Annotated in this window: 17 protein-coding genes and 2 tRNA genes; 8 read left to right on the forward strand and 11 right to left on the reverse strand. The window is 59.7% G+C overall.

Annotation, left to right across the window (positions count from 1 at the left end; translation table 11 throughout):
* Positions 1-40: 40 nt before the first annotated feature.
* Positions 41-125: transfer RNA gene (locus HKN37_01340), tRNA-Leu, on the forward strand.
* Positions 126-328: 203 nt separating this feature from the next.
* Here the strand turns inward: HKN37_01340 and HKN37_01345 are convergent.
* On the reverse strand, positions 329-676 hold the full coding sequence (locus tag HKN37_01345) for a hypothetical protein (protein NNE45283.1): 348 nt from the start codon (positions 674-676) through the stop codon (positions 329-331).
* A gap of 378 nt (positions 677-1,054) precedes the next feature.
* Here HKN37_01345 and HKN37_01350 point away from each other — a divergent pair, with 378 nt between their 5' ends.
* The 3 genes from HKN37_01350 to HKN37_01360 all read left to right on the forward strand — a co-directional run bounded on the left by HKN37_01350 (position 1,055) and on the right by HKN37_01360 (position 3,558).
* Entirely contained in the window at positions 1,055-1,369 is a 315-nt protein-coding gene (locus HKN37_01350) for a T9SS type A sorting domain-containing protein (GenBank protein ID NNE45284.1), read from the forward strand.
* A 131-nt stretch (positions 1,370-1,500) separates the two neighbouring features.
* Positions 1,501-2,418, forward strand: coding sequence for an MBL fold metallo-hydrolase (locus tag HKN37_01355; GenBank protein ID NNE45285.1), 918 nt, complete (start codon positions 1,501-1,503; stop codon positions 2,416-2,418).
* 306 nt (positions 2,419-2,724) lie between these two features.
* A complete protein-coding gene (locus HKN37_01360; GenBank protein ID NNE45286.1) occupies positions 2,725-3,558 on the forward strand; it encodes a 2,3,4,5-tetrahydropyridine-2,6-dicarboxylate N-succinyltransferase in 834 nt (277 codons plus the stop codon).
* Positions 3,559-3,750: 192 nt separating this feature from the next.
* Here HKN37_01360 and HKN37_01365 read toward each other — a convergent pair whose 3' ends face one another.
* The gene (locus HKN37_01365) at positions 3,751-4,641 is read right to left on the reverse strand and encodes a DUF4835 family protein (GenBank protein NNE45287.1); all 891 of its coding nucleotides are present in this window, start codon (positions 4,639-4,641) and stop codon (positions 3,751-3,753) included.
* A gap of 126 nt (positions 4,642-4,767) precedes the next feature.
* On the opposite strand from HKN37_01365, the gene HKN37_01370 reads away from it, so the two are divergent.
* Together HKN37_01370 and HKN37_01375 are read left to right on the forward strand one after the other, a co-directional pair.
* Positions 4,768-5,643: a hypothetical protein gene (locus HKN37_01370; protein ID NNE45288.1), complete on the forward strand. Its 876-nt coding sequence runs from the start codon at positions 4,768-4,770 to the stop codon at positions 5,641-5,643.
* Positions 5,644-5,660: 17 nt separating this feature from the next.
* Complete coding sequence (locus HKN37_01375) at positions 5,661-7,520, forward strand: hypothetical protein (GenBank protein NNE45289.1); 1,860 nt, start codon at positions 5,661-5,663, stop codon at positions 7,518-7,520.
* 60 nt (positions 7,521-7,580) lie between these two features.
* On the opposite strand, the gene HKN37_01380 is transcribed toward HKN37_01375, so the two are convergent.
* The 3 genes from HKN37_01380 to HKN37_01390 all read right to left on the reverse strand — a co-directional run bounded on the left by HKN37_01380 (position 7,581) and on the right by HKN37_01390 (position 11,228).
* Positions 7,581-7,961: a hypothetical protein gene (locus tag HKN37_01380; protein NNE45290.1), complete on the reverse strand. Its 381-nt coding sequence runs from the start codon at positions 7,959-7,961 to the stop codon at positions 7,581-7,583.
* Positions 7,962-8,137: 176 nt separating this feature from the next.
* A complete protein-coding gene (locus HKN37_01385; protein ID NNE45291.1) occupies positions 8,138-10,990 on the reverse strand; it encodes a hypothetical protein in 2,853 nt (950 codons plus the stop codon).
* Positions 10,991-11,140: 150 nt separating this feature from the next.
* Positions 11,141-11,228 (reverse strand) — tRNA-Ser (locus HKN37_01390).
* Positions 11,229-11,380: 152 nt separating this feature from the next.
* On the opposite strand from HKN37_01390, the gene HKN37_01395 reads away from it, so the two are divergent.
* Positions 11,381-12,214, forward strand: coding sequence for an SDR family NAD(P)-dependent oxidoreductase (locus tag HKN37_01395; protein ID NNE45292.1), 834 nt, complete (start codon positions 11,381-11,383; stop codon positions 12,212-12,214).
* Between the two features lie 7 nt (positions 12,215-12,221).
* Here the strand turns inward: HKN37_01395 and HKN37_01400 are convergent, their stop codons facing one another.
* From HKN37_01400 to HKN37_01410, 3 genes are all read right to left on the reverse strand, one after another.
* Positions 12,222-12,986, reverse strand: a complete 765-nt coding sequence (locus HKN37_01400; GenBank protein ID NNE45293.1) for a geranylgeranylglyceryl phosphate synthase family protein — start codon at positions 12,984-12,986, stop codon at positions 12,222-12,224.
* Positions 12,987-13,109: 123 nt separating this feature from the next.
* Complete coding sequence (gene alaS, locus HKN37_01405) at positions 13,110-15,965, reverse strand: alanine--tRNA ligase (GenBank protein NNE45294.1); 2,856 nt, start codon at positions 15,963-15,965, stop codon at positions 13,110-13,112.
* Positions 15,966-16,112: 147 nt separating this feature from the next.
* Positions 16,113-16,778 carry a DNA-3-methyladenine glycosylase gene (locus HKN37_01410; GenBank protein NNE45295.1) on the reverse strand — a complete coding sequence of 222 codons (666 nt, stop codon included), beginning with the start codon at positions 16,776-16,778 and terminating at the stop codon, positions 16,113-16,115.
* Between the two features lie 83 nt (positions 16,779-16,861).
* Here HKN37_01410 and HKN37_01415 point away from each other — a divergent pair, with 83 nt between their 5' ends.
* Entirely contained in the window at positions 16,862-17,863 is a 1,002-nt protein-coding gene (locus HKN37_01415) for a DUF4097 family beta strand repeat protein (GenBank protein ID NNE45296.1), read from the forward strand.
* A 27-nt stretch (positions 17,864-17,890) separates the two neighbouring features.
* Here the strand turns inward: HKN37_01415 and HKN37_01420 are convergent, their stop codons facing one another.
* Genes HKN37_01420 through HKN37_01430 form a run of 3 tightly spaced genes read right to left on the reverse strand, consistent with a single transcriptional unit; the run spans position 17,891 to position 22,622 of the window.
* On the reverse strand, positions 17,891-19,081 hold the full coding sequence (locus HKN37_01420) for a thiolase family protein (GenBank protein ID NNE45297.1): 1,191 nt from the start codon (positions 19,079-19,081) through the stop codon (positions 17,891-17,893).
* Between the two features lie 57 nt (positions 19,082-19,138).
* Positions 19,139-21,238 (reverse strand): thioredoxin domain-containing protein, encoded by a 2,100-nt coding sequence (locus HKN37_01425; GenBank protein NNE45298.1) that lies wholly within the window; start codon positions 21,236-21,238, stop codon positions 19,139-19,141.
* Positions 21,239-21,284: 46 nt separating this feature from the next.
* The gene (locus HKN37_01430; protein ID NNE45299.1) at positions 21,285-22,622 is read right to left on the reverse strand and encodes a glycerate kinase; all 1,338 of its coding nucleotides are present in this window, start codon (positions 22,620-22,622) and stop codon (positions 21,285-21,287) included.
* Positions 22,623-22,729: the final 107 nt, after the last annotated feature.

A 22,729-nucleotide genomic window follows, 5' to 3' on the forward strand; every position in this document is an offset into this window, starting at 1 on the left:
CGGAACCAATGGCTGCGCGCGCGATAACAGCCTGCCGCTTGCGAGAGTGGCGGAATTTGGTAGACGCGCTAGATTTAGGATCTAGTGGGGTAACACCCGTGGGGGTTCGAGTCCCCCCTCTCGTACATCGAAGGAAACGCCTCGGAATTGACATCACTGGTAGTTCTGTGGGCGTTTTTTTTGTAGTGCCGATCGCACGGAGTCGGGACGTCCTTCGCGAGATGAAGTTCAACGGAGCCATTCGTCCGAGGCCGCTGGACACGTTCTTGGCGCTTCTCCACCCCGAGGCCTGGCGGTCATGACCCTTACCGGTGCCTACGGCCCGTTGCTAGTCGTCATCGAAGAAACTCGCAACAGCTTCTGATACTGACACAAACGTCGGTATTCCCACAACCTCGCAGTCATGCGCGAACCTGTAGTCATCGGTCACCACTGTAAGGTGGAGTTCGATGCTGTTCTCGCGTAGCTCCTCAGTCAACGCCATCTCCCATCCCACAAAAAGCTCCGTCGAGAGGCCGGGATTCCGGAGGTCCAGCACGATGCGATGTCGCTCCCGCTCGACGAGTTCTGCCACCGCGGCGTCCAAGAGACGCATGACCAAATAATCGGGCGGCCGATCGACTGCTACTACTGCGATACCTTCGACAAAACTGAAGTGAATTGGGAGTTCGTCCACTGAAATACTCGCCGGTTGGGTGCCGGACATTAACCACGACCTCCCGGGAAATCAAGAAACCTCACCCGACCCTTCACCTCTCGACTACGCCGATGTCGAGGCGACGCGGAGGTGGCCCCCTGGGTTGGTGGACGACTCGGTTCTTGATAATGCCCCAACTCACCGTGCAGGTCGGGGTTTTGTCCTTCAGGGATTTCCCCACGGAGGGTGCCAAGCCGCAAGTCTTGTGCTAATTGCGCATGCGCTTATCATCGACATGCGACGAACTACATCACCTGGAGTGGCCGGTAACGATAACGTGACCCGGATGGCGCTCTTGTCGTTGGAGGAAGTTTTTCCCGTGCCGGCGGCAAGGCTGCCTCGGGAAACACGCGCTGGATGAAGACCGCGGCACTGGCGACCGACACGATCGAGACAAATACGGCCACCTCGCCGGTGTCTGACTTCACTGTCTATCCTCTTCCCACCTCCGGCAACGTCAGCATAGGCTTCTTGATCAACAGACCTGCGTTCGTGAAGGCATCCGTCTACGATGTGCTCGGTCGAATGGTAGCTTCGGTATTCGATGCCATGATGCCGGCGGGTCGCCAGGAGTTCAGACTCGAAACCGGCAACTGGTCGAGCGGCGTGTATGTCCTGGACGCAGTTGTCGATAACTATCGAGTGAGCAGAACCCTGGTTGTTGTCAAGTGATCGATACACCTTTGCGCCTCCCCTTGTCCAGATGATTACCAAGGGTGTCGGTGACGGGTCCCTTCGGCGTCTCTTTGCGACCACTCGCATTTCGCATATCTTCCGGCGCCAACCAACCAATACCCCGTACGATGCATTACAGAACTATCATCTCCCTTTGGGCACTCTCAATCCTTGCAACCCCGGTAATCGCGCAGGACCTATCCGACGCCGAGATCTCGACCGTTCCCGTGGCGGATGGCATCTACATGCTCACCGGTCCCGGCGGCAACATCGGCCTGTCCGTCGGAGATGACGGTGCGTTCCTGATCGACGATCAGTTCGCTCCACTGACAGACAAGATCATGGCAGCCGTTGCTGCGCTCACCGACAAGCCGGTGGAGTTCCTCGTCAACACGCATTTCCACGGTGATCATGTCGGAGGTAACGAGAGTTTCGGCAAGGCCGGCAGCGTGATCATCGCCCACGAGAACGCCCGCCATCGACTGACGACGAAGCAGGTTATCGCGGCATTTGGTATGGAGATGGAGCCGGCGCCTCTCGAAGCATTGCCAGTTGTTACGTTCCCTGGCACGATCACTGTGCATTACAACGGAGATGTCATCACGGTCTTCCATGCGAAGCACGCTCACACGGATGGCGACGCGATCATTCATTTCCAGAAAGCGAACGTGATCCACGCGGGCGACATCGTCTTCAACGGATTCTACCCATTCATCGACGCTAGCAACGGGGGCAACATCCACGGTGTTATCCACGCGGTGAACGCCATCCTCGAACTCTGCGACGAAGAAACCAGAATCATCCCAGGACACGGTGGCGTGGCATCACGTGAAGACCTCGTCGCCTATCGCGAGATGTTGATGGTGGTTTATGCACGCATCCAGTCCATGCTCGAGCAGGGAATGTCTGTAGAACAGATAGTCGGGGCGAAGCCAACTGCCGACTACGACACGCAGTATGGCCAGGGCATCTTCAAGCCGGACCAGTGGGTCGGGCTGGTTGCCTCAGGGATGGCAGAGCACCAGCCCGATCAAGGCATGCACTAGTGCCGTTCTCGCAAGCATAGGCCCGACAGTCACCGCAGCCGGGCCTATGTCGTTCCCCTGATGGCGGTCGCACGGACGGATGTAGCGGCCAAGTCCTGTTGACCGTCGACTCCGGATCCAGATCCCAGGGCGGGCACGGGCCGGGAAGATCGAATCCGACCCTTCAACGTGACCGCGTCCGGAACAGTAAGGCGAACTCCACTCCGTCGCCAGCAAAAGCGCATCGCCAATCCACCCGAATCATCACTTCCCAATCGGCGGTCCTGTAGATTACTCTGGTGATCAGAACATTCGAGACCATCGAGCATGATCCGCGAGATCAGAGACCGCATCAACGAGTACTTCGACCAGTCGCCCGACGAGCTGAGACGCGAGCGAGGCCTCGAAGTGTTCGAGTCTTTTCGACGCGAACTCGAGCACGGCAACATCCGGGCCGCGACGCGCGACGACGCGGGTGTCTGGCACAGCAACGACTGGGTCAAGAAGGGCATCCTGCTGGGGTTCCGTCTCGGCGAACTCGAGGACTACTCCGAAGGTCGATTCCACTTCTTCGACAACGACACATTCCCGCTACGCCAGATGGAAGTCGGAGACGAGATCCGGCTTGTGCCCGGCGGATCGGCGATCCGTGCGGGATCGTACGTCGCGCCTGGTGTCGTATGCATGCCGCCGATGTACATCAACATCGGTGCCTACATCGATGAGGGGACCATGATTGATTCTCATGCGCTCGTCGGTAGCTGCGCGCAGATTGGCCGCGGCGTGCACCTGTCCGCAGGCGCGCAGATCGGCGGCGTGCTGGAGCCCCCGCAGGCTCTCCCGGTTATCATCGAGGACGAGGTGTTCATCGGTGGCGGATGCGGAGTGTACGAGGGCTGCATCATTAGACACGGCGCCGTGCTGGCCCCGGGCGTTCAGCTTACGAGCTCGATGCGCATCTATGACCTTCGTCGTGAACGGATTATCGAACGGGACGAAGTCCTCGAGGTCCCTGAGGGTGCGGTTCTGGTCCCTGGAAGCCGCAGCTCACGGAGCGCGTTCGCCCGGGAGCACGGCATTTCCACTTACACTCCGGTGATTGTCAAGTACAGAGACACACGCACGGACTCGTCTGTCGAACTGGAGGAATTGTTGCGCTAGCTGCCTTTCCGAGACCGCGGAGACGTTGACAGACCGTGGCGCGACGACGATGCGCAGCCGAAATCAGTGCGCGATACCTGCACCTGCTCACTAGACCGTTAGCCGGCCCTGCCAGCGTGGTCCGGTGAGGTTGCAGACTCGGTCGCAAAAAGCGTGACCCGGCTGCACTGTCGTCATCGACAGTGTGACGACCTACTGAATCATGGCATTGTAGTCAGTGAGGTGCGCCGGATCCATCTCGCTCAGCACGTCGAAGGCCTGGGGAGCCAGCGTCGACTTCTCGAAGATGCTCGCCAACTCCCGATACTTGGCCGAGAAAAACAGATCCACGACATACGAGCGCGCATTCACGTCTACCATCGGCTTCAGCGCCTCCAGCGACGCGAGCACCGAGTTGCGCGCTACCTCCGTCTCCTGGACGAAGTGGTCGAGTCCATCGAAATGGTACTCGAAATAGATCTTTCGGAGCGGACGGTATCTCGGATCCAACAGCTCTCGGACAAGCTGCGACCTGCTTCGGTCTCCGCTCAGCTCCTGCCAGCCCGCGCCACCGGTCGACTTCGCAATATCCGCAATGCGCCGGGCCCGCTCAAACAGCTCGCTCCCGCCATATTCTGAAAACGTATCGTAGTCGTACCCCAACACGATGTAGGCGTAGAAATCGAGCACGGATGTGAGTTCGTCGTACCTGTCAGGATCCGAAATGAGCGGTGTGCCCTGCGGGTAATCGAATGCCCAGTTATCGTCGTTGATCTGCAGGATGATGGAACTCTGAGCAGTCCCGTAGATCGGTCGTCGGCTCGCGATAACGAGCTTCGTGCGGAAGCGTGTCAGGGAGAGCGCTTCCATGAACGTGATCTGGACCGTGCAGTCAATTCGTTCGACTTCCTCGAAGGTGTCGTCGGTCCACTGCTGCAGCCCCAGGTACTCGCGAACCGCCTCGCGAAACTCGTCGAGATAGGTGTAGTCCGACCCGCTCAGCGCCCTATAATCTACAGTCACACCACAGTTTAACTCCTGCCCGTAACTAATTGCAGGAAGAGTGATTGTAGCAAGCCACAGGATGGCAATGATTCGCTTCATGTCGAGCTGGCAAATGCGGATATATGTCGGAATGCCTGCCGGGCCGAAGGCAGTGAATCCGGCTACGACCTCCTGTATTACAGCCGACCCGTAAGCCGGTTTCTGGACTGCACCATCGTTCCGCAAATGGGTGTTTCGTACGCGGCAGGGCGCCTCCGTAGAATCCCGCAACGAACAGTATCGGGCCCCGCACTCGTGACCGCAAGGCGAACAGTATTCACTCTACCCGTTCTCGCCCTTGCGCTGTCGTCCGCGCTCGGGCAGCCCCTGGCGGCGGGCCCGCGTGTCGCAGGCCTCGGAGGAGCAGCGACAGCCGTCTCGGTAGATCGCCATGCACTGGGTAATCCCGCATCACCCGCCACAACGCAAGGTGTAGGACTGGCGCTCTCTTCCAGTCGCTCGTTTGGACTGAGCGAACTGGATCATGTGTCGGCGGCTCTGGCGCTCGCGACGAAAATCGGTTCGGCGGCAGCCGTCGTCGAATCATTCGGCTTCGAGCAATTCAGGCGACAGACCATGCACGTCGTCGTAACGCCAGTGACATTCTTTCAGTCGCTCACCGTAGGTGCCCGTATCTCGTACACCCGCCTGGTTATTCGAGATTTCGGATCCGCAGGGTATGCCAGGGCTGCACTGGGACTCCGGATCAGACTCTCTCCCACTGCGACTGTGGGAATGGCTATCCACAACCTGATGCGAAGCCGGGACGACGCGGCGGACGCCATCCGGCGAATCGAGTTCGGGTCACGCCTGTTGATATCGGACGATCTTGCCGTGAACGCCGTAATCAGCAAGGATGCCGGATTCAATCCATCGGCGCATCTTGCGTGTGAGTACGTCTTGCTTGGTCCGCTGGTACTCCGCGCGGCGATTGCGACGGGACCCTCAGCAGTAAGCTTCGGGATTGGTGTGAGACATGGTATTGTCGAAGCGGGGGTCGCAAGCCGTCGGCATCAACAGCTCGGGTGGTCGCGTTCCGTCGGATTTGCGATCGGCCGCTGAGAACGGCACGACATCGAATGCGAATAGCTATCATCGTGATCATTGGCCTTCACTGCTCGCTGGCTGTTGCCCGAGCGCAAGCTGAAGACTCAACACAGATCCCGGGCCTTGAGGATGCGATACAAGGAGTTGAGTCGCCGGAGGAGGCCGATGCCCTGGCGGGCGCTCTGGAGGAATCCGGGCTGAGCGCGGGTCGGGTGACTCGCACACCAACAGGCAAGACGCGATTCGAGTTCATTCAATTGCTAACCCGACGCGTAAATACGGGTCGCGGTTACGATCGAAGCGATACGACCAGGACGACCTACGCGGGATCGCCGGTTCGGGCGCTCCTTCACGCGCACCTATCAATCGGTCAACATGTAGCCATGCGTTTTGGAGCCGAGAAGGATGCCGGGGAACAACTGTCGATTCGACTCCGCGATAAACACACCTTTGTGGATTTTGTGACTGCGACACTCGATGTATCGAATGTGGGCATTCTGGAATCCCTGATTCTCGGCGATTTCGTCGCCCATTGGGGCTGGGGCCTGTTGCTTGGACGGCCTTCCTTCGGCATCGCCTCCCGTCCGCTACGACCGCGATCGATGGGCACACGACCCTACCGAGGGTTCAACGAGGCGAGCTTCTATCGAGGCGCCGCCGTTCTGCTCGGCGCAGGCAGACCGTGGGCAGCGTCGCTTTTTGCGTCTCGACGAAACGTGGACGCCACGCGCGATACGACGAGCCATGATGACGCTCCGGTCACGGCCTATCGACTGGCGACAGGCTCCGGCCTGCACCGCACGGAGACGGAGATGGCCCGTCGAGGGCAACTGTACATCGACATAGTCGGCGGGTACGTCAATCTTGGAACGCGTTCGATCGAAGGCGGCGTGGCGGCGTATGCGTTGAGATACGGCGGCTCGGTACTCCAGGGTATCCGGCCGGATCAGGCCTTCTCGTTTTCCGGGCAGACACAGTGGGGCACCGCCCTGTATCTGTCGATGAAGGCTCGCCGGATCGAGGCACACACCGAACTGGCACTGGTCGATGGACGCCAAGCAGGACTCGTAGTCGGCGCCGTCCTGCCGGTGCACTCCCTCTCGTCGATCTGGGTTTACCTCCGTCGCCTGTCACAATCCGGTTCCAGTTTGCTCGGCTCCGTGCCTCGAAGCGGCGGTGGACCGCTCGGCAACGAATCCGGTATTACGATCGGTATACGGCACCGCCTGCCAAGAGGGATCCGCTTCAGGGCGTCGCATGACGTGCACTGGTCTGGCTGGCTGCGATTCGGCGTCCTGACCCCAACGTACGGTCACCATTCCAGCATCGCGATCGAAACCCGACTGGGCAGCAACCACATCCGACTACAGGCGAGCGTGAAGGAGCGAAGCGTCGCGACCACGACCACGGATTCGTTCGGTCCACCCGTCTTGACCACCGTTCAGTCACGTTCGTATCGCTACTCGATACTCGCGGAAATACCCATCCGCCGTTTCAGTCGCATGAACTTGCGCTATGCCTCCACGATCGCGAATAGCGGACCGACCGGGTCGTCCGAGGGACACCTGCTCGCCGTCGACATCCATTCCCGGATTGGCGAATGGCTGGATGTCGTCGGGAGATTCGCCCTCTTTGACTCGGACACGGGAGACGCCAGGGTGTACGCGTACGAACCTGGCCTGAGTTACGGGTCGACTATTCCGTCCTTCTCAGGGAACGGCGAGCGCTGGATGCTGGTGATTCGCTTGAGTCCCGATCATCGGATAGACATCCGCCTGAAATACTCGCGTACGCGATGGCCTGGGCGCGACTCTGCGGGCAGTGGACTCGATGAAACGCCCGGCGACAGAATCTCGACTATTGGAGGTGAGATGAGAGTCAGATTCCGCTGACAGCTTATGTCTGTTCGCGGGGCCAGGCCGCCGTGACCGGAAAGCCGTCGCTAGGCCGCACTAGTTCGTGCAGATCGACTTCAGCAGTTTGCGGCGATCGCGAAGCTTCGCGTGCCAGATATCGGCATCGACTGGATCGTCGTTCAGGAAGTAGTCCCAGTGCCCGACAGTTCCATCATTCAATACAATGTGCGTCTCCATATGGGCCACACGCTTCAGAACCGGGTCCATCCCCATCTGGTGAATAAAGACGATCTGGCACTCTCCACCCGATGGCTGTTCTTTCAGACTCAGCCAGTTGTCTCCGCAGACATGACACGTGAAGAATCGAGACTCCGTGTCGTCGTCACTGATCAGGTCTTCGTACTCGTCGGCCTCAACCACGACGTCCATCGGGACCATCGCGTCAGATCCGCACGCTTTGCACACCCGTCGCTCCATATTCAGAGATCTGATTGTTGTTCTCGGTCTCTACCCTTCCTATCGCTGAATTGAACCCCGACTGAAGACAGAGGTTCGTCGCAAACTCGAATTCATCTACGAACCACAAACTTCCCGCCTCGGGGTCGCCGCGTCCGGCTTGCTATCCATTTCATGGACCTGCCAGAGCGGTCCGCCTATCTGAACACAGCGTCGAATTCCCCGCTGTCCGGTCGATAGGCCGCTCCAAAGCGCATCTCAAGACTGAATGCGTGCAGCACCCGAAGTTGAAACCCGATTCCACCACCCACGGAATCGAAATCGAAAGACAGGCTCGATGTCGACTTGACGGACTCCGCGAATCCATACGCGTAGATCGCTTTCAGGAAGACCGGAAGGATGATTAGCCCATTGTCGACGTACAGCAGCGGCTGAATCACGTCTGCGCCAAACTTGAGATAAGAACCGCTAGAGAGGTACGTGTCCTCCAATCCGCGTGGCAGAAAGAAGTCGAGGTTGTACACCGAGGGTCTGTTCTGCCAGAGCAGTCCGCCGATCAGACTGATGGAGCCTCCCGTGCTCGGGATCGATCTTGTGAAGACGCGGACTTCGGCAAGCATGGCCTGCCGCCTGTCTGCATCACTCCATGCGTCGATGGTCGATGTCGCGCCCAGGCTGACTCCTCGACTGAACCGAAGGTCTCGACCCGTCGCGTGCAGACCCAGTCCCAGCAGCAGCGTTGGCGTAAGACTTGCACGACGAGAGAACGGCGTGAGCGCAGCCCCGCCCGTGTCGAAGAACCGTGCCCTCGATAGCTCCCCGCTCAGACTGAACAGTAACGTGGACCGATAGACATTAGATGCCAGAGTGACCGGCAGCGTCAGGGCCATTCGCGCTCCCTGCTCCTCCCAGCCGACTCGGCGGATTCCTGTTTCTGTCTGAGCCAGACGCGTTGATGGCGTTCGAAACACGGACACCGTGGGCCGAAGAATGCTTCGGCCACTCGCCACGCTGAACTGTCCCCAAAAATCGTTCGCCTGGTAGTACGCACCGCCCACATAGGACCACCGCTGAAGTGGATCGGCACCCGTTACGGCCGCGCCAATACCGATCCCGAGATCAATATCCCCTGCATTCCGTGGCGTCAGGTCGTAGTCAAAAACCGGCAGGAATCCTCTGGGCGACAGGTATCTGAACGCCTTGTATGTGGTCGAAGGCAACGCATCAACTGTTTCCGGAGTAATCGATGCCGCGGCGGGCGGATCTTCAAAGAGTTCGACGGCCGAAAACTTGTCAGACGGTACGGGCCGCCACTCGAGCTCGCCGAGCCCCGCAACCGCAAGCCTCCACGCCTCATGCTGGTACTCCACAAACGCGACCCGAGAACCATCCGGTGACACCGATCCCTCGAACGCGCCATACTGTGCGTTCGTGATTCGGCTGACCGAGTTCGCCTCGAGGTCGTACACGAAGAGGTTGGGCACATCTTCTGTATCAGCCGAAAACATCAGCCGCCTCCCATCGGGAAACCAGCTTAGATCGAGGACCGAGAATTCGCCGGACAGTATCAGGGGCTCGACGACGAAGTCGCTACCCTTCCGGTAAATCAACTGCACGCCCTGATACCCGTCGCGGTTGACGAGCGCGGCAAGCGTGTCGCCCGTCGGACTCCACGCCATCGTCTTGACGACGCTTCGTGACCACAGTGGCACGGCCGGCAGAGTCAGGTCCGCGTCGATAGTCGCAAGTCGTGAGTACTGGCCGGATGTAACGACGCCCCACGCCTCCTCATGACGATTCGCCGCAACCGAGAAGACGTGCCCCTCACTCGTGAGCCGATCTGCCACGCCCGTGCTCACGTCAAGTCGGTGCGCCTCGGCGATACGACGGCCGGGAATTACAGCGTCTACATGATATCGGGAGAAGGTCAGATGGCTCCGATCCGCGGACAACGAGAAGAACGCATCCTCTGTAATTCGCTCTGCCGAAATCCGATGTCTGCTCCCGGTCTTCACGTCAAACCGATAGAAGCCGGGGCGCGAGTAGTAGCCAGTCGCGTAGGCCACCACCTGGGTATCGGAAAGCCACTGGGGACGTCTGTGCACGTTGCCACGCCCTCCCGCCACAACGCGCGCCTCGGTGATCTGTCCGAGTCGAACCTGCCGCTCGAGCTCAGCCTGACGCGCTGCCAGTCGAAAGTCGCGACCTACGATCCACGGCGGCCTCCTGGCGCCATACCAGAGACTCACGCCGTAACCGAAAAGCGGCATGACGTAGTGGAGGCGTTGCGCCCGCCGAAAAGTCTCGCCCTCGTCCCGCTCGTGGAGGTAACGATACAGATACGATCCTCCGTGATAGAACCGATCTCCAGGCAAACTGTACCGGGGGCGCTCCAGCATCTGCGCAAGGGACCACGGCCGATCGGCTGCGATTGCCGCTCTGAATTCCATCGTGAAAAAAGAGTGGTTCATTCGGCCTGGCCGATGCTCACCCTGCGATTCGAGATGAACCGCCACACCCTCAGCAATCCCGGCCGGGACCATGAGGTTTAGCGACCGCGCCATGTCGGGCGACAGCAGTCGAACCAGGCCAACGAGACCGAACCCGGAGCCAGATTCTGCGTGCGCGGCGTGAACGAGTTCGTGACGGGCCACCGTGTTCAGCCACGACGGATGCCGCGGCGAAAGACCATTCCCCCGAAGGGGCGGAATCTCCAATTCCATGCGAAAAGGAAACGGCGTCACAAACCCGTTCGATCGATCGTTGTAGGCGTCCAGCACCACCGGAACGCGTAACCTTCGCCGCGTACCAGTGAGCGCGTTCGCTTCCAGATAGGAATGTTCGAGGACCGCACCGACCTCTGCCGCCTCCGCCTCGTATCCGCTCTGGTAGATCAAGTCGAAGTGATCGGTCTGCGCCACGCGGTACGACAGCGCGGGTGGACGGACCTCTATCGGATAGATCTGCCCGAAGCCCGGTTCAACCGCGACCAGCAGCAAACCCAGAGCAACGACAAAACGAGGTGCGATTCGGATATCGGATATCTTCACAGCACTCACAGGTGGGAGTAGAAACGGAATGCTTGAACCGGAATGACTCTGGGAATAGAACGGAAACGACCATGCGAGGTTCGCAGTCGCACGGCCGGGCTGCGAGCGGCAGGCACTTCGGGCTCCCGATCAATGCAACCGGGAGCCCGGCGGAGGGGGTGGGATTCGAACCCACGGTACCCGCGAGGGGTACTACGGTTTTCGAGACCGCCCCGTTCGACCACTCCGGCACCCCTCCGTATGAGCGCACACGATGTAACCGTGCGTCTATGCCTGCCCCGCGCTACGAACGCGGATGTCCCGTTTCGGTTCGAAAGGTACATGGCTGTCAGTCTGCACTGCAAGAAGCCCCGTTTAAAATCTCCCGAATAGCAAACACCACGCAACTAAATGACAAGCAAGACGATCCTGGTGACTGGCGCTACCGACGGTATCGGACTCGCCACCGCAGTAGAACTCTCTCGCCTTGGACATCGCATGATTCTCCACGGCCGGACTCCCGCGCGTCTGACCGACGCACATCGTCACGTCCGGGCCGCCGGCGACCGGGATGACCACATCACCGTTTCTGCGGATCTGTCGACGGTGGACGCGGTGTTCGCGATGAGTGCTGAGATCAAACGGGAGGTTCGCTCGCTTGACGTCCTGATCAACAATGCAGGCGTATTCCTGAATGACCGGGAGGTCAGCCCAGACGGCGTCGAGCTGACATTCGCCGTTAATCACCTGTCTCACTTCTTGCTAACACATGAACTCCTGGAACTGCTGAGGAATAGCAGGCCCTCGCGCATCGTCAATGTCTCTTCCGTAGCTCACCGAAGTGGAACCATCAACTTCGATGATATCAACAGTGCCGCGCGGTACGGTGGCTACGAGGCCTATGCTCAGTCCAAGCTCGCGAACGTTCTGTTTACGCAGTCGCTTGCGGACCGGCTGGCGGCCGATGACATCACGGCCAATGCGCTGCACCCCGGCGTCATCGCGACTAAGTTGCTGCGAGCGGGGTTCAGCATGAAGGGCTCGGGCGTAGAGGAAGGTGCTGCCACCTCGGTCTACCTGGCCACCTCGGCAGACGTGAGCCATGTCACCGGAAAGTATTTTGTTGACTGCGTCGAAAGGCCCATGGAACCACATGCTCTAGATTCAGACCAGGCAGAGCGACTGTGGGGGTTGAGTGTGGAGTTGGTTCAGCGAGCCCGACCCGGGTGGGCTTCGGCCGTCTAGGATCGCGTCAGATCGGACGTGGTACGGCAATGTGCGCCGCCGCAGCGAGCTCCGAGATGAAACCGCCGTCTGGTCGTGCTTCGACGGCTGTTCCCACGACGACAAACCGGGCGCCCGCCTGCACCTTCCGAGCAACCTCGTTTGGCGATCGAAGGCCACCACCCACGGCGAGCGGAACCGAACAGACCTCTGAGATGGCGCTCACAATCGGTTCGGACACGCTGCCCGCTGCTCCGGAGCCTCCGTCGGCAAACAGAAGTCGCATTCCCATCATTTCGGCCGCGAGTGCCGTGGCGGCGGCAACATCGGGCTTGTCGCAAGGCAGCGGCATCGAATGCGTCACGTACTGAGCCGTCGTGGTCTTCCCGCCGTCCACAAGCATATAGCCCGTCGCAATGGGCTCCACACCCATCGATCGGATGACCGGCGCCGCATGTACGTGCTGGCCGAACAGATACTCCGGGTTGCGACTGCTGACGACGGAAAGAAAAAGCACCGCATCAAGGGCTGGAGAAAGCTGGCCGACGGAACCGGGAAAGCCGATGACCGGCAACGAACTCGCTTCCTTCAGAATCGTGACGAATCGATGGAAATTCGGGTGGGCAAGTATGCTGGATCCTACAAAAAAGGCGTCTACGTCCGCCTTTTCACACATCGCAACAAGCGAAGGCACCTTGTCCTCAGCGATGCGATCGGGATCGACGAGAACAATAAAGCCGGCGCCCTTGGTGGCGCTGGTGGCGAGCAGTTTGTCGTATACCGTGTGGAGCACTCGTATCCGATGTCAGGTGATTGATTCGGGCCCTGTGTGAGCTGTGGGGAGCCCTTGTCGGCGCGGGCTCAAGCTAGCCGCCGCCTCCTAAATATTCAACCGCTACGCCTGGTCCAATCATATTCACGCACCCGTTCGGGATGCGACCCACTTCTGGGCTTCTGCGAGCGCTTCGGCGAGCCGATCGGGATTCTTCCCACCGGCCGTAGCCATTTCCGGTCTGCCGCCGCCACCGCCGCCCACAATTCTGGCCAGGTGTGAAACCACGTCGCCGGCCTTGATCGACGACCCCGCGATTACATCATCGGTCACAACCGCGACGATCAAAGCCTTTTCACCAGACGCGTCGACCGCACCCAGCACGCCGACCGTACCCGAGGCGGCCCGGTCCCGCAGCTGTTGACCGGTTGACCGAAGCGATTCCATATCCGCCTCACCGACATTCGCGACGGCAACACGTATTCCCGACACGTCGATCGCATTTTTAAGCGCCTCGTCGACGATTCCGCCAAGACTCGAACTCTTGAGCTTACCCATTTCTTTCGACAGCGACTTGTTGCGCTCAAGAAGATCGGCTACCTCCTCGTCCGTTGGCCGCTGAAGCGTCTTGAAGTGACCTCGAACGCGATCCAGCTCATCGATTCGACTCTGCATGAAGGCCAGAGCGTCCAGGCCCGCGATGGCTTCGACCCGACGGACGCCAGCCGCAATGGATCCCTCGTGCCGAAAAGCGAACACACCGATCTCACCCGTCGCGTCGACGTGCGTGCCGCCACACAGTTCAACGGAGTAGGAAGGATCAAACGTGATAACCCGCACGCGATCTCCGTACTTCTCGCCGAACAGCGCCATCGCTCCTCGCTCGAGAGCCTCATCGATCGGAACAGACTGTTCTTCCATCTTCGCGACGTTCTCCTGGACCTTCTCGTTCACGATGCGTGCCACGGTGTCCAGCTGCTCAGGCGTAACTCGCTCGTAGTGGCTGAAGTCAAACCTGAGATGATCCGGGGCAACGAGAGAACCCTTCTGCGCGACATGCGGACCCAGTACCTCACGCAGAGCCGCGTGCAGCAGATGAGTGGCGGTATGATGTTTCTTGATGCGCATTCGGCGCGGCGCCTCAATGCTGGCTCGTACAGGTCCGTCCAGCTCATCGGGCAGCCGGTCGACAAAATGAATGACGTCTCCGTTGGCCCGCCGTGTGTCGAGCACTCGAACCTGCTCATCTCCAACGAGAAGTATTCCCGTATCTCCAATCTGCCCGCCGCTCTCTGAATAGAACGGTGTTCGATCCAGAATCAACTGAGACACGAGTTGGCCGTCTTTACTCTCGACCGTGCGTACCCGCCTTATCACCGCGTCCGCGATGTCCTCCTCATCGTACCCTACGAATTCTGAGTGTGCGCCTTCGGAGATCGTCCTCCAGTCTCCGTCCGAAACGTCGGACACGACGAACGTGGCGGCGGCACGCGCCCGATCCTTCTGCTGCTGCATCAGGTCGGTATAGGAATCCATGTCGATACCGAGTCCTGTCTCGCGAGCCATGAGCCGCGTGAGATCAACGGGGAAGCCATACGTGTCATGCAGCAAAAAGGCGACCTGGCCCGGAAGGTTGCCGTGGGCAGCAGTGTCCGCAAACAACCCGGGGATCTCAGATGCATCCTCGACGTCGACATAGGCCTTCGTCAGCAGATCCATCGTCTGCCGATCGGATGCCATCGATTTCTGAACCTCCTTCGCGTCGGCACCCTGTTCGATCGACCTGACATAGGGAATAATCTGATCGAAGAACGAGAGTCCGGTGCCGAGCGTCTCGAGGAAACTCTCCTCCTCCGCTCGTACGATGCGCTCGATGTAATCCCGGTTGCGGTCGATGTCCGGAAACGGACCCGACATCTTGTCGACGAGGGCGTCTACCAGCAAATACAGGAATGGCTTACGCAGCTCGAGCGTCTGGTAGCCGAACCGAACCGCGCGGCGCAGGATCCGTCGGATCACGTAGCCCCGACCCACGTTGCCGGGCGACACTCCGTCGGACACGGCAAACGTTATCGTCCGGACGTGATCAGATACGACGCGCATCGCCACGCGAATCCGCTCAACTTCGTCTGCAGACCCCTTGATCCGGTCGTACGACTCGAGCCCTTCGAGCGGTGACAGCCGGGCGATCTTTTCAAGGAGCGTCTCAAACAGGTCGGTGTCGTAGTTGCTGTTCTTCGCCTGCAACACGGCGACGACTCGTTCAAAGCCCATGCCCGTATCGACGTGCTGCGCCGGAAGTGGCTGCAGCGAACCGTCAATCTGAGCATCGTATTGAATGAAGACCAGATTCCAGATCTCCATAACCCGGGGATCGTCGGCGTTCACGAGCGACGCTCCCGAAAGCTTCTTTCGATCGGCATCGGAGCGCAGGTCGATATGGACTTCCGAGCACGGACCGCAGGGCCCCGTATCACCCATCATCCAAAAATTGTCCTTTGTCGGACAGTACAGGATGTGCTCGGGATCGATTCCCGTTTCCGATTTCCAGAAGCCGGCCGCTTCATCGTCGGGTCCCAGATCAAGATCACTATCTCCTTCATGAACGGTCACATACAGCCGCGCAGGATCCAGTCCCCAGCGATCGACGAGCAACTCCCAGGCCCAGGCGATCACCTCCTTCTTGAAGTAATCTCCGAAGCTCCAGTTGCCCAGCATCTCGAAGAACGTGTGGTGGTACGTGTCGACTCCCACTTCCTCCAGATCGTTGTGCTTGCCTGAAACGCGCAGGCACTTCTGCGTATCGGCCGCCCGCACGTACGGACGCTCTCCCGCACCGAGAAAAACATCCTTGAATTGATTCATTCCCGCGTTCGTGAACAGCAGCGTCGGATCGTTGTGGGGCACCAGCGAATCGCTGGCCACAATCTCGTGATCTTTCTCGCGAAAGAAGTCGAGAAACTCCTGCCGAATCTGCTCGGAAGTCTTGACGTCGGTCATTCGTCGTCCTGAAACGGGTCTTGTTCACGATGCCGGAGAAAGGCACCGCCGGTAGTGCATACCGCGGGCGCCAGTCGAGCTCCGTTGGCAAAATACGCCCCTGCGGGCCGGTAATTCCTCGAAGAATACCGTAAGCCGCGCTCGAATCTATTGTCGCACACTTCTTCGAGTCTTTCTTCGTCTTTCCGCCGCGATATCACTCGGGACCCCCGGCGACACGAACGGATTCCCTTCGCAGTAAAACCTCCACTGCCGATCCACCGCACGCGTGATCCCGATTCTGGACGATGTAGCGATACGATGATCCGGCATCTCAGGCGGCTCCGCGAAATACAACGGCGGCCGCAACAAAGAACTTCGGTGAAACCGATTGTCGATCTCGAGCGCCTGAGTCAATTTCCCCGGTCCATTTGTCAAGTCGACGGTCCGGCGAGCCGCCGCACGCCTGTCCCACATCGAGGATTCGCCATCCACAGGTTCGATCGCCCGGATGAGAACACAACCCGCTACCCCCTCGCGCTCCGTCAATACGTTCAGCATCCAGTACATCCCGTAAATGAGGTACACATACGCGTAACCTGGCTTGCCGAAGAGATCGTACCCCCGACCTGTCGGCTTGACGAGCCCCGTCGGTCCATCGACGATGCCCCAGGCATGAAAGGCCGGATCCTCATGCGTGTACGCCTCCGTTTCGACGATCCGGCCCACCATCCGCCTGTCGGCAACCCCCTCTCGCACGAGATAACGACCCAGCAGGTCGCGGGCGACTGCAAGCGTCGATCGGTCAAAAAAGTCTGCCCCCAGTTTTTTCATCGGGTCCTCGGCGCAACCTCGAACGACTGGCTCCGTAGCGCGACTTGTCTCGTTGCCATTCTTATGATCATCCGGCTCCACCCATGAAAACGACTATCACCGCCGTACTGCTCTGCCTCCTCGCAGCTTTGGGACTTGTCAACGTCGGTCAGAGCATCAAGGATAACTTCTTCGCCACTCATCATGACGCGAGTCAACAGTATACGGTTCGCGTTGCATCGCACGGATCTGCAGAAGAGGTGATGATAGACGAGCGGTTCAAAGTCAGCCCGGGAGGCACTCTGGAAGTTGGGCTCTCCCACGCTGACGTCGAGATCACGACCTCGGATGCAAACGAAGCTCACGTCCGCGTGCTGCTGTCCGGTAGCGACATGACGAAGGCGCGAGAGTTCTTCGAGTCCCGCAACTTTGAGGTTCGTCAGGACGGCGACCGCATTGTCGTGAAGACGAATCCAAAGAAACGGAACTGGGACTGGTCACGGAACGGGCGCGCAGAAATCGAGGTGGAGATCAGCATCCCTGCTCGCTTCAATGCAGAGCTGGCCATGTCGCATGGCGATCTGGAGATGGATGATCTTGAGGGCAATCTGAGCCTCATGAATTCGCATGGAGACGCCGAGATTTCGTCCGTTGACGGTTCCTTCGCTGACTTCAAGCTGTCGCACGGGGATGTGGAGATCGGGATGGTAAAGGCGAACCGAGTCAAGCTTCGTAACTCCCACGGAGACCTGGAGGTCGATCAAGTATCCGCCAAAGAGATCACGGCCATGTCGTCCCACGGTGACATAAGTCTGGGAATAAAGGAAGCCGGTGCGCTCGACATTTCGAACTCTCATGGCGAAATCGACCTGTCCATGAGTTCCGCAGTGGGCGGATCGATCAGCAACAGCCACGGCGACATTGAGATTTCGACATACGACAACGCTGCGATGACGCTAGACTTCCGGGGAAGCCACGTCAGCATCGACGAGTCGTTGTCCTTCCGTGGTGACGCTGCTTCGGACAAGGCACGGGGCGACATCAACGGTGGCGGTCCGCTGTTGAAGGCCCGTACCTCGCACGGATCGATCGAGATCGGATCGTAGCGACCGGCTGGAAGACCAGGTCGGCGGCTAGATGGTTTCGACCGTCACTGCGGTTCCGCCACCGGTACCGTGGCATAGCGCCGCGACGCCGCGGCCTCCATTGCCGTCCCGCAAGGCATGGATCAGGGTGACGATAATTCGCGCTCCCGATGCACCGATTGGATGACCCAGCGCTACCGCGCCGCCTCGTACGTTCAGCTTCTCGAACGGGACATCCAGCATGCGATGGAAGAGGACGCTGTTGAGCGCGAACGCCTCGTTGTTCTCGAAGAGATCGATATCACTGATCTTCAAGTCAAGCATTGACAGCATGCGCTTCACGGCCGGCACCGGGGCTTCCGGAAAGCGGTATGGCTCCCCTGCTGCCCACGACCCTCGCAGGAGTTTCGCAATCGGTTTGAGCCCGTGCTTCTCGACGGCTTCGGCACTGGCTAGAAGAATTGCTGCCGCACCATCACTTATCTGACTGCTGTTGCCGGCCGTAAGCACCCCTTCCTTCGAGAACGCCGGTCGCAACTTTGCCAACGAATCGGTCGTGGTGTCGGCACGGATTCCCTCGTCCATCGTAAGCGTCTTCGTGTCACGCCTCTCACGGTATTCGATAGGGACAATCTCGGTCTCAAACTTACCGCCCTGCGTCGCCTCGTTCGCCCTCTTGTGCGACTCTGCCGCGACCGCGTCGATCGCTTCCCGCTCGATGCCCAACTCGGCCGCAAGCTGTTCTGTCTGACTGCCCATCGCGTCCCCGGTGAACGGATCGGATAGGCCGTCCCTCTCCAGGATGTCTACGAGGGTCGCAGGCTTACCAGCAAGATACTTGTAGCCCCAGCGCGCCCTCGACGTCAGGTAGAACCCTGCGCCCGACATCGACTCCGTGCCACCTGCGAGAACCATGTCGGCCTCTCCTGCACGAATGAGTGTCGCGGAGTTCATCACGGCCATCATGCCGGAGGAACACACCATGTCTACGGCGTAGCCGTCAACGTCTTTCGGAATGCCCGCCTGGATGGCGGCCTGCCGCGGAACAAGCTGCCCTCGGCCGGCCCGCAAGACGTTGCCAAATATGTACAGGTCGAGGTGCTTGCCATCGACGCCGCCACGATCCAGCGCGGCACTCATCACATGCGCCCCCATGTCCACGGGAGAGTGATCCGCCAGCGCTCCGCCAAAACGTCCGATCGGCGTTCTTACGGCCGAAACAATGTATACGTCTTTCATCTCCTTCCTGCCCTCCACGACATTTGCTTCATGCTTCAAATCTCGAGACTAAGTTCATCAACCATCCGGAGCAACACTTCGTTTCGGCTTGATCAAGTCCTCACGTTGCGCCTGCAGCTCCGCCACCATCTCCGCCGCGGACGCGGATGGTGCCGCGCAGACATGATCCCGGCACACGTATGCCAGAGCACCCGCCGGAGCGCTCTGAAAGGACCCCGCAAAGGGAGCAATCCGTTGCAGGTCATCCCAATCAGTTCCCACGCACAGACTGACTGTGTTGGGCAGGTAGCGCCGGCGCAGTTCTCCTATCATCTCTCGAACGTCAGGAGACTCTGCAGATCCGGCCACGACCACCTCTGTGGCCCCGCCTTCGATGAACTCCAGACCGATCAACATGCCGGCGTAACCGGAAGGATAGCGACGTACACGCGGCGCAACCGCCGCAAGTAATCGGGCGGCAAACTCCTCAAAACGGGCGTCGGCAGTTAATCTCGACAGGCGGAGAAAGCACAGAAGGGCAATCGCATTGCCAGACGGTAATGCACCGTCGTCGAGATCCTTCAACCGGGCGACGAGCTCTTCCCCGTCCACCGGCGTCATGAAGAACCCGCTGTTCGTGTCATCCCAGAATCGCTCGATCATCTGTTCCGCGAGCGATATGGCCGAGCCAAGCGGACCCGGCTCATACGTTGCCTGGTAGAGTTCGATCAAGCCCCAGATCATACAGGCGTAGTCCGTCAAGTGGCCATCGATGCCCGCCACGCCGTCGCGATATCGATGCTGCAGGTGGCCTCGATCGTCGTAGAGCGTATCCGACACAAACGATGCCGCCCGTTTCGCCGCGACCACGTACCGGTCGTCGCCGACTGCAGACCCGAGCTTCGACAGCGCTGCGATCATGAGGCCGTTCCAGTCCGTCAGAACCTTGTCGTCGAGGAGGGGCCGTTCTCGTTGCTCACGGTGCGCGAACAGCAATGCTCTCGCCGCGTCGAGACGATCGGCTCGGTCTGCGCCGTCTCCCGACTCGTCCAACGAACCGTGCAAGACATTCTCTCCTGTCAACTCACGAGTTGCCTCGTCCAGGAAATTACCGGCCGGCTCCAGTCCGTACGTTTCAATAACGAGGTCTGCCAGATCGGCGGACAGAACGTCAACGACTTCGTCGACCGTCCATACATAGAATTTCCCTTCCACCCCCTCGCTGTCGGCATCTTCGGCCGAGTAGAATCCACCGGCGGGCGCTGTCATATCTCTCAGAACGTAGTCTGCCACCTCTCGTGCGACGTCGGCGAAAAAGTGGTCACCGGTGGCCAGGTAGGCTTCCGTATACGCCATGATGTGAAGCGCCTGGTCGTACAGCATTTTCTCGAAATGCGGCAGCCTCCACTCTCCGTCTGTGGAGTAGCGATGGAATCCGAATCCGATTTGATCGAAGATGCCTCCGCTCCTCATGGACCGTAGCGTATGCGCAACCATCTCCAGTGCACGTGCGTCGCCCGTGCGGTGTGCATACCTCAGCAGAAAGAGGAGATTGTGCGGAGCCGGAAATTTTGGCGATGCGCCGAATCCACCATGCTCCGAATCGTACCGTTCTGCGAATTGCTCGAACGCCAGCTTGAGCCACGCGGAATCCAGCGTGCGTGGACCAGTTACGGACTCGTCGATACTTCGCAGCGCAGATGTGATCTGGCCCGCCGACTCTTCAACACGCTCTCGCTCGTCGCGCCACAGCGCGCTGATGCGCGGCAGCAATTCGACCATCCCTACCCGACCGAAGCGGCTGCTCTTCGGGATATAGGTGGCGACAAAGAACGGCTTGCGGGACGGCGTCATGATGACGGTCAAAGGCCAACCGCACGATCCTCCCATGAGCTGACACACGGTCATGTACACCTGGTCAATATCCGGCCGCTCCTCTCGATCCACCTTGATGGATATGAAGCTATCGTTCAGCAGCGACGCAACGGCTTCGTCTTCGAACGACTCGTGCTCCATGACGTGGCACCAGTGACAGGTAGCGTAGCCGATCGACAGGAATACGGGCTGGTCCAGATCTCGTGCGCGCTGAAACGCCTCCTCCGACCACGGATACCAGTCCACCGGATTGTTACGATGCTGCAGCAGGTACGGGCTCGTCTCCTCTCCCAGTCGATTCATCGGGCCTCGCGAGGTTGGTGAATGCGGTTTGACTCCCGCGCCTGGTCTAGTCAGTCCGACCGGTCCCGATCAGACCGATCTGTACGTCCATCACGTTCGTCTGTGTCGGGCCGGTCTTGATGAGTCCGCCGGCCGCCTCAAAGAAGGAATTCGAATCATTGTTTGCGAGGAACGCAGCAGCATCCAGCCCGAGTCGCTTCGCGTGCATATGAGTGCGGGACGATGCGACCGCTCCTGCCGCGTCCGTGGGCCCATCCACACCGTCGGTTCCAGCACTTAACAATACGGCGGGTCGTGCACAGCCGCTCAATTCGATGACTGCCGCAAGTGCCATCTCCTGATTTCGACCACCGCGCCCGGTTCCCGTGACCTTCACCGTGCTCTCGCCGCCCCAGATCAGGCATGTGGGCCGACGTGCGGGTGTATCCATGAGTTGTTGAGCGAGCCGGCGACCAACATCGGACGCTTCGCCTGTGACAGGCCTCGGTGCAATCACCGTCTCGTATTCAAGTTCGCTCGCTTTCTTCGCGGCAGCCTCGAGCGCGTCTGCATTTGATCCAATCACGCGGGCCTCCGTACTGCGAAAGACGTCATCTCCGGGCCCTGGGGATTCTTCGTTCTTCCCACGCGCTCCCGCATCCAGATGCGCCACAACGGCATTCGGATATGCACTTCTCCCGCCCCTGCGCTCCAGAACATGCAGGGCGTCGGCGTACGTCGTAGAATCCGGAACTGTCGGTCCGCTCCCGATCGTACTGGGATCGTCGCCCGCGACGTCGGAGATCATCAGCGTTACCACGGAGCCCGGTGCGGCGGCCGCTGCCAGCCGCCCTCCCTTGATAGCGGAAATGTGCTTCCTGACCGTGTTCATCTCCTCGATATCAGCCCCGGACCTCAGGAGCGTCGTGACCGACTGCTGCAGATGCTCGAGCGTCAATCCATCAGCCGGGACGGACCAGAGGGCCGAAGCTCCTCCCGAAAGCAGGACGATAAGCAGATCCTCCTCGCGAACACCGTGTGCGAGCTCGAGCGCCCGCCGCCCCGCGGCCTCGCTGCGGTCATCCGGTACGGGATGGGAGGAAACCATAACTTCGAGTGGAGACAACGACCCGGAAATCGCCCCGTCGTCGGGAACGGTCACAAGACCCGCATGCACCGACTCACCAATGACGGACATCAATGTCGATGCCATCGGCATCGAAGCCTTGCCACATGCAAGTGCCAGCACGCGCTCGTGCTGATCGACAGAGGCGAGTGCCCCCTCGCGTATCGCTCGCTCCAGGAGGACGGACGGGGACGCGCCGCTGATCGCAGCCGACACGATCTCCCGCGCGTCCGATTCGAGGCGGGCCAGTTCGGAAACGATGGTGCGCTCATTTATCACGTGACACTTGCACTGAAAACTTCAAACTATTGTGTGCAAACAAGTTAGGTTATACACCAAAATCTGTATTGTCCTTTGCCTGCTGCCGGCCAACGCGACCGCCCTCG

The sequence above is a fragment of the Rhodothermales bacterium genome (assembly GCA_013002345.1).
Taxonomy (GTDB): Bacteria; Bacteroidota; Rhodothermia; order Rhodothermales; family JABDKH01; genus JABDKH01.

Excerpts from the sequence above, each read along its gene's own strand:
- HKN37_01350 (NNE45284.1), top strand. The coding sequence starts at position 1,055 with ATGAAGACCGCGGCACTGGCGACCGACACGATCGAGACAAATACGGCC.
- HKN37_01355 (NNE45285.1), top strand. The coding sequence starts at position 1,501 with ATGCATTACAGAACTATCATCTCCCTTTGGGCACTCTCAATCCTTGCA.
- HKN37_01360 (NNE45286.1), top strand. The coding sequence starts at position 2,725 with ATGATCCGCGAGATCAGAGACCGCATCAACGAGTACTTCGACCAGTCG.
- HKN37_01365 (NNE45287.1), bottom strand. The coding sequence starts at position 4,641 with ATGAAGCGAATCATTGCCATCCTGTGGCTTGCTACAATCACTCTTCCT.
- HKN37_01370 (NNE45288.1), top strand. The coding sequence starts at position 4,768 with ATGGGTGTTTCGTACGCGGCAGGGCGCCTCCGTAGAATCCCGCAACGA.
- HKN37_01375 (NNE45289.1), top strand. The coding sequence starts at position 5,661 with ATGCGAATAGCTATCATCGTGATCATTGGCCTTCACTGCTCGCTGGCT.
- HKN37_01380 (NNE45290.1), bottom strand. The coding sequence starts at position 7,961 with ATGGAGCGACGGGTGTGCAAAGCGTGCGGATCTGACGCGATGGTCCCG.
- HKN37_01395 (NNE45292.1), top strand. The coding sequence starts at position 11,381 with ATGACAAGCAAGACGATCCTGGTGACTGGCGCTACCGACGGTATCGGA.
- alaS (NNE45294.1), bottom strand. The coding sequence starts at position 15,965 with ATGACCGACGTCAAGACTTCCGAGCAGATTCGGCAGGAGTTTCTCGAC.
- HKN37_01410 (NNE45295.1), bottom strand. The coding sequence starts at position 16,778 with ATGAAAAAACTGGGGGCAGACTTTTTTGACCGATCGACGCTTGCAGTC.
- HKN37_01415 (NNE45296.1), top strand. The coding sequence starts at position 16,862 with ATGAAAACGACTATCACCGCCGTACTGCTCTGCCTCCTCGCAGCTTTG.
- HKN37_01420 (NNE45297.1), bottom strand. The coding sequence starts at position 19,081 with ATGAAAGACGTATACATTGTTTCGGCCGTAAGAACGCCGATCGGACGT.
- HKN37_01425 (NNE45298.1), bottom strand. The coding sequence starts at position 21,238 with ATGAATCGACTGGGAGAGGAGACGAGCCCGTACCTGCTGCAGCATCGT.